At 70.8% G+C, this 10,184-nt stretch carries 11 protein-coding genes and 2 pseudogenes; 6 read left to right on the top strand and 7 right to left on the bottom strand.

All coding sequences use genetic code 11. The annotated features are described in order from the left end of the window. Positions 1-156: 156 nt before the first annotated feature. A complete protein-coding gene (locus B7767_RS04390; RefSeq protein ID WP_003948568.1) occupies positions 157-768 on the bottom strand; it encodes a response regulator transcription factor in 612 nt (203 codons plus the stop codon). Positions 769-1,148: 380 nt separating this feature from the next. On the opposite strand from B7767_RS04390, the gene B7767_RS04385 reads away from it, so the two are divergent. Then, complete coding sequence (locus tag B7767_RS04385; protein WP_085570956.1) at positions 1,149-1,478, top strand: WhiB family transcriptional regulator; 330 nt, start codon at positions 1,149-1,151, stop codon at positions 1,476-1,478. 106 nt (positions 1,479-1,584) lie between these two features. Here the strand turns inward: B7767_RS04385 and B7767_RS04380 are convergent, their stop codons facing one another. After that, positions 1,585-2,481: a LysR family transcriptional regulator gene (locus B7767_RS04380; RefSeq protein ID WP_073932703.1), complete on the bottom strand. Its 897-nt coding sequence runs from the start codon at positions 2,479-2,481 to the stop codon at positions 1,585-1,587. An 80-nt stretch (positions 2,482-2,561) separates the two neighbouring features. Here B7767_RS04380 and B7767_RS04375 point away from each other — a divergent pair, with 80 nt between their 5' ends. The 3 genes from B7767_RS04375 to B7767_RS04365 all read left to right on the top strand — a co-directional run bounded on the left by B7767_RS04375 (position 2,562) and on the right by B7767_RS04365 (position 4,936). After that, positions 2,562-3,242 (top strand): MOSC domain-containing protein, encoded by a 681-nt coding sequence (locus B7767_RS04375; protein WP_085570955.1) that lies wholly within the window; start codon positions 2,562-2,564, stop codon positions 3,240-3,242. A gap of 61 nt (positions 3,243-3,303) precedes the next feature. Then, positions 3,304-4,083 (top strand): SDR family oxidoreductase, encoded by a 780-nt coding sequence (locus B7767_RS04370; RefSeq protein ID WP_085570954.1) that lies wholly within the window; start codon positions 3,304-3,306, stop codon positions 4,081-4,083. A gap of 145 nt (positions 4,084-4,228) precedes the next feature. Next, positions 4,229-4,936 (top strand): ester cyclase, encoded by a 708-nt coding sequence (locus B7767_RS04365; protein ID WP_085570953.1) that lies wholly within the window; start codon positions 4,229-4,231, stop codon positions 4,934-4,936. Between the two features lie 102 nt (positions 4,937-5,038). On the opposite strand, the gene B7767_RS04360 is transcribed toward B7767_RS04365, so the two are convergent. The 3 genes and pseudogenes from B7767_RS04360 to B7767_RS04350 form a co-directional block, all read right to left on the bottom strand. Then, positions 5,039-6,121: a PQQ-binding-like beta-propeller repeat protein gene (locus tag B7767_RS04360; RefSeq protein WP_085570952.1), complete on the bottom strand. Its 1,083-nt coding sequence runs from the start codon at positions 6,119-6,121 to the stop codon at positions 5,039-5,041. 170 nt (positions 6,122-6,291) lie between these two features. Next, positions 6,292-7,539: a hypothetical protein gene (locus B7767_RS04355; RefSeq protein ID WP_143652203.1), complete on the bottom strand. Its 1,248-nt coding sequence runs from the start codon at positions 7,537-7,539 to the stop codon at positions 6,292-6,294. A gap of 339 nt (positions 7,540-7,878) precedes the next feature. Next, positions 7,879-8,271: pseudogene (locus B7767_RS04350) on the bottom strand (DUF5753 domain-containing protein); the annotation flags it as partial. Here B7767_RS04350 and B7767_RS04345 point away from each other — a divergent pair. Continuing rightward, the gene (locus tag B7767_RS04345) at positions 8,264-8,728 is read left to right on the top strand and encodes an ATP-binding protein (protein WP_085570950.1); all 465 of its coding nucleotides are present in this window, start codon (positions 8,264-8,266) and stop codon (positions 8,726-8,728) included. The pseudogene B7767_RS04350 and the gene B7767_RS04345 sit on opposite strands and share 8 nt — an antisense overlap. Here B7767_RS04345 and B7767_RS04340 read toward each other — a convergent pair. Beyond that, positions 8,722-8,888: pseudogene (locus B7767_RS04340) on the bottom strand (Txe/YoeB family addiction module toxin); the annotation flags it as partial. The gene B7767_RS04345 and the pseudogene B7767_RS04340 overlap by 7 nt on opposite strands. Positions 8,889-9,049: 161 nt before the next feature. On the opposite strand from B7767_RS04340, the gene B7767_RS04335 reads away from it, so the two are divergent. Continuing rightward, positions 9,050-9,466: a DUF1761 domain-containing protein gene (locus B7767_RS04335; protein ID WP_085570949.1), complete on the top strand. Its 417-nt coding sequence runs from the start codon at positions 9,050-9,052 to the stop codon at positions 9,464-9,466. An 11-nt stretch (positions 9,467-9,477) separates the two neighbouring features. On the opposite strand, the gene B7767_RS45695 is transcribed toward B7767_RS04335, so the two are convergent. Next, on the bottom strand, positions 9,478-10,184 hold a 707-nt coding region (locus B7767_RS45695), incomplete at its 5' end, for a hypothetical protein (protein ID WP_143652201.1).

The raw sequence follows: 10,184 nt of genomic DNA, 5'->3' as shown, positions 1-10,184 counted from the left end.
CGTCGGCCACGCTCCGACCGTCCCGTCGATCCGTGCCGCCGGGCACGTGGCCGGAATCCCCGCCGGGGCACACGCGCCCCGGCTCCCGCCGCCGTCCCGCGGTGCAGGGCCCGGGGCCCCGCTCGCCGTCCGGCGTGATCGCGACGCGGGTCGGCCCTAGCGCACCAGGCCCCACCGGAAGCCGAGCGCCACCGCGTGGGCCCGGTCCGACGCGCCGAGCTTCTTGAAGAGCCGCCGTGCGTGCGTCTTGACGGTGTCCTCGGAGAGGAACAGCTCGCGGCCGATCTCGGCGTTGGAGCGGCCGTGGCTCATGCCTTCGAGGACCTGGATCTCCCGCGCGGTGAGCGTGGGGGCCGCACCCATCTCGGCGGAGCGCAGCCGGCGCGGGGCGAGCCGCCAGGTCGGGTCGGCGAGCGCCTGCGTGACCGTGGCGCGCAGCTCCGCGCGGGAGGCGTCCTTGTGCAGATAGCCACGTGCGCCGGCCGCCACCGCGAGCGCCACACCGTCGAGGTCCTCTGCGACCGTGAGCATGATGATGCGCGCTCCGGGGTCGGCGGACAGCAGCCGTCGGACCGTCTCGACGCCGCCCAGACCGGGCATGCGTACGTCCATCAGAATCAGGTCCGAGCGGTCGGCTCCCCAGCGGCGGAGGACTTCCTCGCCGTTGGCAGCCGTCGTCACGCGCTCGACGCCGGGCACGGTCGCAACCGCGCGGCGGAGCGCTTCTCGGGCAAGCGGGGAGTCGTCGCAGACGAGGACGGAAGTCATGGCCGCCCTCCGCAGCTGATGCGCGTCACCTTGAGCCTCCAGGCTGGTACGAAATCGTCACCTGTGCGGTCGACCGTCTCGGACACCCGCCCGAGCGCTTGTCCCTTCAACCGCCTCGCACTCTCAACGACGGTCACTCGAAAGAGTTACGGGGCCGTCTGCCACCTTCGGCACTCTACGTGAGGAGGCGGACACGATGACGACATGCGCGACGGACCCCCGAACTTTCACCACAACCCGTGCCCCATTCAGCCCCTTTTCTTCCCCTTCATTGGTGTCTAGGGCTAGATTCGCAATGAGTCATATTTTCATCTCCTTGGATCGTAGTTGTACGGTCGTGGACACCGGATCCGCCCAGAACGGCTACAAGGGGTCACGCAATGGCAGATTTCTCCCGCCTTCCCGGACCGAACGCGGACCTGTGGGACTGGCAGCTCCTGGCTGCCTGCCGCGGGGTGGACAGCTCGCTCTTCTTCCACCCGGAGGGCGAACGTGGTGCGGCTCGAAGCGCCCGTGAGAACTCGGCCAAAGAGGTCTGCATGAGGTGCCCGGTGCGCGCCGAGTGCGCCGCACACGCGCTGGCGGTACGCGAACCGTACGGCGTGTGGGGCGGACTGACCGAGGACGAGCGCGAAGAGCTGATGGGACGGGCGCGCAACCGGCTGGTGTCGGCATCGGCCGGCGGCGGGCACGCCGCTTCGAACAACTGAAGGAACGTTTCCTCAAGAGCACGGGGCACGCACGCGTGCCCTTGTTTCGTCACTGGGGGTGATCAACCGCTCCTCACGCGCGGTGACCACGTACCCGGAACCCCTCTTACCGGGCGGCCGCCCCGGCCAGTTTCTCCAGCGTCGCGGTGACCGCCGGCACCTGGGCGAGGTCCGGGAGGGTGAGCGCGACGATCTCCCGGCGCACGGCGGGCTCCAGTGCCACGGTGCGCACTCCCCTGGGCCGTACCGACTCGATGGCGAGCTGGGGCAGTACCGCCACCCCCAGTCCGGCGCCGACCAGTCCGGCGACGGCCGGATAGTCGTCGGTCGCGAAGTCGATGCGCGGGGTGAAACCGGCCGTCTCGCACACCTCGACCAGCTGGCCCCGGCAGCGCGGGCAGCCGGCGATCCAGGGCTCGTCGGCGAGTTCGCCGATGGCGACGGACTCCGCGCGGGCGAGCCGGTGCCGTTCGGGCACGAGTCCCACCAGCCGGTCCGACAGCAGCGGCCGTACGACCAGGTCGTCCCACTCCTCGGCGCCCGCCGCCCCCTCGTACCGGAAGGCGAGGGCCACGTCGCAGTCGCCCTCGCGCAGCATCTCCACGGAGCGGGGCGGTTCGGCCTCCTCCAGGGAGACCCGGGTGCCGGGGTGGGCGGCGCGCAGGGCGGCGAGGGCCGTGGGGACGAGTGTGGAACTGCCGCTGGGGAAGGAGACGAGCCGGACCCGGCCCGCGCGGAGCCCGGCGATGGCGGCGACCTCCTCCTCGGCGGCGGTCAGCCCGGCGATGATCCCGGCCGCGTGCCGCACCAGCGCCTCTCCGGCCTGCGTCAGGCGCATCTCACGGCCGCTGCGTATGAGCAGGGGCGTGCCGACGGACGCCTCCAGGGCCTTCATCTGCTGACTGACGGCGGGCTGGGTGCAGCCCAGTTCGCGGGCCGCCGCGGAGAAGGAACCGGAGGTGGCCACGGCGCGCAGCACACGGAGATGACGGGCTTCGATCACACCTCAAGGATAAGCCGAACTTTGACACGGCGCCGGATAATACGTCGCCGCTTTGACGTTCATCGCTTACCGTGCGACCCATGAAGCTTCTGTCTGTGAACCTGGGTCGCCCCAAGGCCGTGCCGTACACGGACCAGCGCGACGGCGTGACCGGCATCGACAAGCAGCCCGTGGACGGGCCGGTCCGGGTGGCGGCGCCGGGGCCGATGGGGGTCGGCGGGAGCGGCCTGGCCGGGGACGCGGTGTGCGAGAGGCGGCATCACGGCGGGGACGACCAGGCGGTCTACGCCGTGGCCCGCGAGGACCTCGACGAGTGGGAGCGCACGCTGGGGCGCCCGCTGACGAACGGCATGTTCGGCGAGAACCTCACCACCGAGGGGATCGACGTGTCCGGCGCCCTGATCGGTGAGCGCTGGGCCGTCGGTCCCGAGGTGGTGCTGGAGGTCACCTCCGGGCGCATCCCCTGCCGCACCTTCCAGGGCCATCTGGGTGAGAAGGGCTGGGTGAAGCGGTTCACGCAGCAGGGTGCGCCGGGGGCGTACTTCCGGGTGATCCGGCCCGGTGAGATACGCGCGGGCGACGCCGTACGGATCGTGCACCGGCCGGATCACGAGGTGACGGTCGCGTTGCAGTTCCGCGCGGTGACGACCGAGCGGGCGCTGCTGCCCCGGCTGCTGGCGGCGGGCGGGGCGCTGCATCCGGAGGCTCTGGCGGCGGCGCGGACGTACGTGGAGAAGTACGGGACGGAGCCGACGGCCTGACGGCGTGTCCATGGGATGACACGAAGCGGACGCCTCCCCTCCGGGTAACTACTCTTGCGCCATGACAACGGCTCTGATTACGGGATCGACGGCTGGGATCGGTGCCGCGTTCGCGCGGCGGCTGGCGGCCGACGGACACGACCTGGTGCTGGTCGCCCGCGACACCGTCCGGCTGCGCGAACAGGCGACCGAGCTGCACGACCGCCACGGCATCGAGGCGGAGGTGCTGACCGCCGACCTGGCCGAGGACAAGGGCATCGAGGCGGTGGCCGACCGCCTCGGCGACCGCAAGAACCCCGTCGACCTGCTGGTCAACAACGCCGGCTTCGGCCACCGGGGCCGTTACCTCGAGGTCCCCATGGCCGACGAGCTGAGGATGCTCAAGGTGCACTGCGAGGCGGTGCTCCGGCTGACGTCGGCAGCGGTGGAGGCGATGCGCGAGCGCGGGCGCGGAGGTGTCGTGAACGTCGCCTCGACCGCCGCGTTCGTGCCGCGCGGGACCTACGGGGCGTCCAAGGCGTGGGTCGTGCAGTTCACCCAGGGCGCGGCGCAGGACCTTGCCGGCCAGGGCGTACGGCTGATGGCGCTGTGCCCCGGTTTCGTGCGCACCGAGTTCCACGCGCGGGCCGGGATGGGCACGGACAACATCCCGAACTGGATGTGGCTGGACGCGGACAAGGTCGCCGCGGCGGCGCTCGCGGACCTGGCCCGGGGCAAGTCGCTGTCGATCCCGGATCCGCGCTACAAGGCGCTGATGGGGGCGGCGAAGCTGGTCCCGCGCGGGATGCTGGGCGGGATCTCCTCGCGGACGGGACGGAAGTACGGGCCCCGGCGGGGATAGCCGCGGGCCCCGGCGGGGACAGCCACGGGCCCCGGCGGGGGTGGCCCGTCGGCCACTCCGCCACAGCGGGACGGAGCCCGCTCCCCGGGAGAAAATGGGTGCTGACGGAACCGACCCGGACGCGGGGGGACCGGAGGCGAGAGCCATGACCTTCCTACAGCTCATCGACTGCAGGACCAGCCGGTTCGAGGAGATCGACCGGCTCCTGGACCAGTGGGTCGAGCAGACCAGGGGGAAGCGGACGGCGACGCACGCGGTGGTCGGCAAGGACCGCGCGGACACGTCGCACGTCGTCGAGATCGTGGAGTTCCCGTCGTACGAGGAGGCGATGCGGAACTCGAAGCTGCCGGAGACCGACCGTATCTTCCGGGAGATGGTGGCCCTGTGTGACGGCATGCCGACCTTCACGGACCTGGACGTGGTGCGCGAGGCGCGGCTGAACACGGACTCCGCACGGCGCTTCTTCGAGATCCTCACCGACGAGGACGACCTCTCCCCGATGACGGGCCTGGTCGAGGAGCACTACCACGACCACGATCCGGCCAACGAGCAGGACGTCATCGGCCTCGACCACCTCCGGCGCGAGATGGACGTGTGGCGCGGCGGCTTCGACTTCGCGTTCCGGATCGAGGACCAGCTCGCGCAGGGGGACCGGGTGTGCACCCGGTGGAGCTGGGAGGGCACCCACAAGGGCGACTTCCTCGGCGTCCCGGCGACGGGGAGGAAGGCCGCCATGACGGGCACGACCATCTTCCGCTTCGGCGACAACGGGAAGATCGTCGAGGGCTGGTGGCAGTACGACCGGCTGGGCCTGATGGCGCGGCTGGGGGCGTTGGAGCCGACGGGGACGTAACGGCGGCTGCCCGAACGAGCACCGCGTCCGCCCCCCGTCCTGCGCCTACCGGGTCCTTCACCAGGACCGCACGTAGCCGGGGGCACCCTCGGGGCAGGCCGGTCACCTCGTCCCGGGTGCCGCCGCCCGCGTCCAGCGGTGGAGCGTCCCGCTCTCGTCGTCGTACGTGAGCCAGGTCCCGTCGCCGAGCGGGCGTACGTAGCCGTCGACGGGGCCCGTCGGGTACGCGACCACCCCGCGTACGCGCAGGGTGCGGGCGTCGAGCAGCCAGTGGCGGGCCTGCTCCGGGTCCTCGTCGGCGTCGACCGTCGAGGCGATGACCGTGTCGGCGTCGACGAAGCCGCAGCCGTAGTCCCAGTAGGTCTCGTCCTCGTCGTCGCCATCGGCCGCCCCCGGCTCCTGCTCGGCGATCACCGTGCCGTCCAGGGCGTGCAGGCGCAGGTCCGCCCCGTAGTGCTCGACCGTCAGGAAGCCGGGGTGTCCCGCGTGGACGTCCGTCAGGATGCGGTCCAGTCCCTCGTTCACGTCCCAGCCGGTCAGCTTCCCGCCGTCCCGGCGCGCCCAGTGCAGCAGGACGCCGTCCTGGCCCATGCCGATGCTCAGCCCCATGTGGACACCGTCCGGGTGGGAGAGGTGGTGCGAACCGGCCGCCCCGCCGGCCAGCGGCAACCACCCCAGCTCCCGTCCGTCGCGGGCGTCCAGGACCACCCAGCGCTCCTGCCAGCCGCCCGGCTCCGGCTCCGCCACCACATGCGCCCACACGAGCCGGCCGTCGTCCGAGATCCGGCAGGAGCCGTGCTCCGAACCACGGCACACCTCCTGCTCGTCGCCCGTGTGCGGGTGACCGAGCTCGGGACCCCAGCAGCCGTGCCGGTACTCCCACAGCGTCTTCCCGTCCGTCCCCATGGCCCGTACCGCGCGCTGCCCCGAGAAGACCGCGAAGGTGCCGTCCGGACTCACCGAGTGGACGCCGTGGTCCCACCGGGGCCAGGGCAGGGGGAAGACGGCCGTCGGCGCGCGCTCCCCCGCGAAGAGCTCCCGGAGGTCGTGGACCTCCAGCTCGTGCCCGTTCCGGAGCAGGGCGCGGCAGGAGCCGTCCCCACGGCTTTCCAGCGCGAACCCGTTGACCAGTGCGCGCCCGCCCGGCAGCCTCACCGAGTCGCGCAGTTGTGCGGTGATCGACATGGCCCGAAGGTAACGGGCCCCACTGACAGTGCGGATCGCCCTCCGCGCTCACCGAGGGCCGTGATGTGTCCCCTCGGCCCGGCACACCGTGTGGACGGTGGTCACGGCACCACGGATGCGCAGGGGGCGACGCGGCGGCGCGTGACCTGGGGCGCCGCTTCGGCCCGGCCTCACTGGATGAGCTTGAGGAGTTCCGCGCCGGCTTTGTAGAAGGCGAAGAGGCCGGGAGCCACTGACAGGAGGGGACGGAGCCGGCCTCTCAGCGGGTACCAGCGGGGCGCCTCGTACAGCAGTTTCCCCTGGACGGAGAGGTAGGAGAAGTCCCTTTCGCCGGCGGAGGGGCCGCGCGACGCGACCGCACCGTCTCCACGCTCCAGCAGGCGCCTTTTCACTTCGGCTCTTTTCCGAACGATGATGTTCCGGTGATTTTTGACCATCACCCAGAGGAGCGCCAGCACGATACCCAGGTTCGCACCGATTCCCACCAGCGCCATGACGCCGATGACCGTGTTGCCCGATTTCCCGGGGGCGCCCTGCAGGATGTAGGCGACGGCGAAAAGGGAGACGGCGAAGTTCAGGAAGCCGAGATAAACCATCGAGTTGACGTCACCGACCGGCTTCCAGCCGAAGTCGTCGTCGCGGTCCCTCGGTACGTACTGGAACACCCAGTGTTTCCTGGACCCGATCGAGAACATCAGGATCTTCTGATAGATGTAGGCCTGCTTCGCCGCGAAGTAGACCCCGGCCGTCCCCACGGCGATCCAGGTGGCGGCCAGCAGCGGATGTTCCGTGTAGTTCGCCCACCAGGAGGCGCGCAGGACATCTTCGCTCGGATGGTCCCTCGATATCTCGGAGAGGTCGGAGAAGGCGCGGCCGCCCTTGTAGGCCGCCCAGTACAGGTAGCCGCTCCCGAGGGCGCTGACGGCGAGCAGCACCACTTTGACCAGGCGTCCGAGGCGTATCTCCCCGTTGAGTCGCTCAAGCTTCTCGGCGAGCTCCCCCACCCTGAACTTCTCGGGCCGCACGAGCCCGGAGGCGACAAGGTCCCTCTGGAGCCGGGAGAGTCTTCTGACCAGGGTGAGATAGAGCGTCACCGCGAGCGTGGAGGTGACGCCGAGGGCGACGCTCGGCAGGTCGGCGACGAGAGGCAGTTCGCGGCACTCCGAAGGGTGCTCCCGGAAGGCAGGGACGGCCAGGTGCAGAAGAGTGGAAGGAGGGCATTCCCGCGACGATTCCACCCCGACCGCGGCACATGCGGCGAACACGGCGAGCATGACCACGAGCGGGAAGGACGGAATGAAGAAGGCCTGCTTCACCTTGCTCTTCGGAGTGATCTTCTCCGAATAGACATCCAGGGCACTGTGGACCCTGACGGATGCGCGCCCGATTTTCGACATGAGTGACTTCAGGAATTTCACGGCACGCTTCCCCCTGTCGCACACGTGCGGGATGCAGCCGATCGACACCCCCGTGAAGATTAACCGATTCCCTCACTTCACCGCCATACACCCTCCCCGCCACTTTCCCGTCACCTGAACGGAAATCGAATTTAAATCGATAAACAGAGCGAAAAAAGTGCGATCACCCGATCGGACATGAACAGACGGAGGGGACCAGTCGGTGGGGGCGGACCGTGACACGGTGTCAGGGTGCGGGCCGTCCCGGCTGTTCGGCCGGGCCGCCTGGAACCACCGTGACCAGGCCACCCCCGACACCGGCCGCGCGGAGCGCGAACCGCCCGAGGCCGGCCTCGTCAATTCGTCACGCCCGGTCGGCATGACCTGAATCTCGATGTTCCGCTCGTGACCGTAAAGCAGGAGCTGTTCCAGCTGACTGCGCAGGGCCTCCGGTCCACCGAGAGGACGACGCAGTACATGCTCATCGATCACGAAGCTGAGCAGAGGAGCCGGACGCCGTGCGAAGAACTTCTTCCGCTCCATACGAGCTGCCACACGCTGCTCCACGGTCTCCTCGTCGAGCAGAGGCCGCCCCATACGAAAGACCGCTCGTGCGTACTCCTCTGTCTGCAGAAGCCCTTTCACCACATGGTTCGAGTAGGCATGCAGCTCACCCGCCTGCGCCTCCAGCTCCGCGTACCGCCGGAAGAACCCCGGATACCGAGCCTTCGCCACCTCCCCCTTCATGGCCCCCCGCACGGAGCGGCGGTCCTCGCTGCCGCTCCCCCTCGCCGATCAGACGGTGTTCTCGTTCCGCTTCACCCCGTCCCCGCGCGGTGCCCGGCTCGCCCGTCGGCTCGCCTCCTGCCAGATGGACGCCTGGGGGTGGCACCACGGCACCCCGGCGCACGACTCCGTCGAGCTGATCGCGGCCGAGCCGGCCGCCAACGCCGCGACCCACGGCCGGGTCCCCGGCCGGGACGCCGAGCTGCGGCTCAGCAGGGAGGACGGCGGGCACGTACGCGTCGAGGTCAGCGACGCGCGGGGCGAGCGGCTGCCCGAGGCACGGGACGCCGGAAGCGAGGAGGACGGCGGGCGAAGGCTCCTCCTCGTCGCCGCCCTGGCCGAGGAGTGGGGAACAGCCCCGCGCGCCGGCGCACCCGGCAAGACCGTGTGGGCCGTGGTCCCCGCCGGGCCGGTCCGTCAGTAGTGGTACCGGGCCTTGGTGATCACGACTTCCTTCTCGGTGGCCCGGTGGACAAGGCGGTGCTCGTCGTCGATCCGGCCTGACCGGTGGCCCGACAGGCCCCCTTCAGCGGCTCCGGTCCGCCGGTGCCGGTGAAGGGGTCCCTCTGGATCTCGCCGATCAGCAGGGAAGCCGTACCGGTCGACGGTCTGGGATCCAGTACGAGTCGCACGGCTCATCACCAGGAGGGGCCCGTGGGAAAGCGGACACAACCTGTCCTGTACGTCGCCGAGACTCATGCCCCCGGCGGTCGCAAGGACCGCTCATGCCGCAAGGAGCCCGCGCGTGTTCTCCGTTCTCGCCGATATCAACTGGGCGGCCGTCGCCGTCGTGGCCGTCGGATCGGTCCTGCTCGCCGGTGTGTGGTTCGCGGTGGTGATCGCCAAGCCGTACGCCGTGGCCCTCGGCCGCGAGGGGGCGCCGGCGCCCGCGCAGACGGCGGTCGCCATGGCGGGGCCGCCGGCGTGTCTCCTCGTCACCGTCCTGACCAGCGCCGTGCTCGTCGAGGCGCTCGACATCACGGGCATGGGGGACGCCGTGGTCTTCGGGCTGCTCGTCGGCGTCGGCTACCTCGGCGCGATGACCTTCCAGATCGCCATCAACCCGAACTTCCCGCGCCCGCTGTACTACGGCCTCCTCAACGCGCCGTTCTTCGTGCTCACGAGCGTGCTCGGCAGCGTCGTCCTGGTCGCGATGCGCTGAGTCCCCGCCGCTCAGTCGCCGCCCCCGCCGCCTCCTCCCCCGTCACCACCGCCGCCGTCGCCGCCGCTTCCGCCCCCGTCGCCGCCCTCCCCGCCGTCGCTGCCCCAGCCGTCGCCGCCGCCGCGTTCGTTGTCGTCGGGGCCGGTGCCGAGGTTGCTGAACCAGGAGAGCTCCCAGGTGCCGGTGTCCGTCTCTCTTCCGGAGCGGGGGCGGAACCTGGCCAGGCCCGTCGTGTCCCCGAGGCCGAAGGACACGGCGACCGCGTGGGCCATGACGGCGTCCAGGGGGTCGGGGCTCTCGTGGTGCACGGCGGCCAGCGGCAGCAGCACCGTGCCGGGTACGGGGTCCGGCCGGCGTGGCGGACGGGTCAGCAGCGCGACCCGGCGGTCGTCGCGCAGCAGCCACGAGCTCTCGGCGTTCTCGCGCCGCAGTGTCCAGTGCCGGTCGGGCAGGCGTATCTCCACGCTGCTCCTGGACTTGCGGAACTTCTTCTGGAGAACGAGCCGGGCCGTTGTGTCACCGACGGTCATGACCAGGCCGCTGCCCGGGACGGTGGAGTCGCCGCGGAAGCCGTACGGTGCCCGCAGGCGTACGGCGGGGGCGTGCGGGCCCCACACGTCCACGCGGACCAGGCGCCGGTCCACGGCGACGGCGACCGGCCCGGCGGGGCCGGGCGCGTAGCGCCGCGCGATCCACAGCGGTACGCCCTCCGCGTGCG

Origin of the sequence: Streptomyces sp. 13-12-16, from assembly GCF_002114215.1 — a bacterium.
Classification (GTDB): Bacteria; Actinomycetota; Actinomycetes; order Streptomycetales; family Streptomycetaceae; genus Streptomyces.
The sequence above is the reverse complement of the archived record's forward strand: the minus strand, read 5'-3'. Positions and strand labels throughout refer to the sequence as shown.

Bases quoted from the DNA above. Each gene is read 5' to 3' on its own strand.
- B7767_RS04390 (WP_003948568.1), bottom strand. From the start codon at position 768: ATGACTTCCGTCCTCGTCTGCGACGACTCCCCGCTTGCCCGAGAAGCG.
- B7767_RS04385 (WP_085570956.1), top strand. From the start codon at position 1,149: ATGGCAGATTTCTCCCGCCTTCCCGGACCGAACGCGGACCTGTGGGAC.
- B7767_RS04375 (WP_085570955.1), top strand. From the start codon at position 2,562: ATGAAGCTTCTGTCTGTGAACCTGGGTCGCCCCAAGGCCGTGCCGTAC.
- B7767_RS04370 (WP_085570954.1), top strand. From the start codon at position 3,304: ATGACAACGGCTCTGATTACGGGATCGACGGCTGGGATCGGTGCCGCG.
- B7767_RS04365 (WP_085570953.1), top strand. From the start codon at position 4,229: ATGACCTTCCTACAGCTCATCGACTGCAGGACCAGCCGGTTCGAGGAG.
- B7767_RS04360 (WP_085570952.1), bottom strand. From the start codon at position 6,121: ATGTCGATCACCGCACAACTGCGCGACTCGGTGAGGCTGCCGGGCGGG.
- B7767_RS04345 (WP_085570950.1), top strand. From the start codon at position 8,264: ATGGCCCCCCGCACGGAGCGGCGGTCCTCGCTGCCGCTCCCCCTCGCC.